This window comes from Arthrobacter sp. NamB2 (genome assembly GCF_005281365.1).
Classification (GTDB): domain Bacteria; phylum Actinomycetota; class Actinomycetes; order Actinomycetales; family Micrococcaceae; genus Arthrobacter_D.
In genome coordinates this window covers 1-1,709 of sequence record NZ_SZWI01000018.1, presented here as the reverse complement: position 1 = coordinate 1,709, position 1,709 = coordinate 1, and the positions used below count along the sequence as shown (strand labels likewise).

The 1,709-nt window shown below is 65.2% G+C and carries 1 pseudogene; it reads left to right on the top strand.

Annotated elements, in window-relative coordinates:
* Positions 1-506 precede the first annotated feature (506 nt).
* Positions 507-1,709 (top strand): annotated as a pseudogene (locus FDK12_RS14950) (hypothetical protein); the annotation flags it as partial.

Below are 1,709 nucleotides of genomic sequence, written 5' to 3'. Positions count from 1 at the left end.
ATCACCACAGCGCCCGGAGTCGGGAACACCCCCGGCCCGGGCGCTGTTGCATGCCAGCACCCTTATCCAGCCCACATATAGTTGATTCAGAACACCTACGAACTTCGTGACAGTCGATGTCCGGCCCCCTCCCGGGGCGGGTTCCCGAATGGTCACGGCATGTGCTCCCCTCCCGGCTCTTACCCCTTGTCGGGCGGGGACTTCAGCGACACCCGGTCAGGCGGACCCCCAGTAACCATGCCTGGCTGGGTGTCGTTGTTATTGCCAGCATGATCACCACCGTGACGGTGGTTAGCTCGGGAAGTTGCATACTTCGCTTCTTCTTCGGCATTTCTTGAGGAAGCATCCGAACTTGCTTCAAAGAGGTGTGACTCCTGCTTCGAACTTCGGTGTCTTGGGATCGAACCGTTATCCCATGTTCATTTCGAGACCCGGATATCACCGGGTTCGCTTCATAGTGTTGGTGGTCGGGCCTGGGGCCCGACCACAACTAAATGAGGGGAAGAATGAAGTACACGTCAATGCGTGCTGCCCGGAAGAGCTTGAGCTTACTCGCCACCGGAGCACTCGCAGCAGGAATGCTCACCATCGGCAGCCTGAGCCCGTCGGTCTCAACACCGGCTCAGGCCGCTCCCGCCCTGGACTGCGGAGCGATCTACTCGATCCAGGGTGCGGGAGCCCGCAACCTCTGGCAGGTCGACACAGGCACAGGTGCACAGACATCCGTCGGTACCGCCACCATCCCGAACACGACCCAGAACCTCAACGGCCTGGGTATCTCCCGCGACGGGAACTCGGCCTTCGGCGTCCTGCCGGACAGCACCGGCACCGGCCGTACGATTTACCGCATCGACCGGGCGACGGAGCAGACAGTGGCTCTCGGCGCCGGCGAAAACGGAACGCCCGTCACCCACGGCGCCATCAACCCGGCCACCGGGCTCTACTACTACGGCGGATTCAACTCGGTCACCGACGCGCTCGAGGTCTACGGCTTCGATGTCACCACCGGTACGTCCCTGGGCCTCGTGGCTACGGGCAGCATCCCGCAGGCCGGCCGTAACGGCGACTGGGTCTTCGACCAGCAGGGCAACCTGTACGTCATCGGCGGCGGCGGAGCGGAGAGCATCCTGTCCGTCGTCGACCAGGCCATCCCCGCCACCGGCGGTGCTCCTGTCACCATCACGGGTACGCAGCTGGCTGACATCGCCACGCCAGATCCCGTCAACGGCATCGCGATCTCCAGCGACGGACTGCTCTACCTCGGCAGCGGAGGCACCCTTCGCGCGGTCGATCCCGTGACCGGCGACGTCGTCCGGACCGCTCCCCTGACGCAGGCCGGGTCCGTCGACTTCGCCTCCTGCGCGACCCCCAGCACCGTCACCCTTCAGAAGAACTTCCCGCTCGGCCGGGCTGTCGAGGGCGAGCAGGTAACCCTGACCCTGGCCGGCGGCGGACTGCCGGCCGGACTGCAGGACACCACCTCGGGCAACGAGGTCGGCATCCAGGGCGATCCGTCCGAGGTTGTCGGCCCGGTCTTCGGCCGCACCGGCGCGACCTACACCATCACCGAAACCGGTGCAGGTGCCCGCCCGAGCAGCCCCACGGCCGCCGGATACACCTCCACCTGGAGCTGCATCGACCAGAACACCAATACCGTCATCGCCAGCGGAACCGGTACCACCGGATCCTTCACGATGCCCAACGGCGGG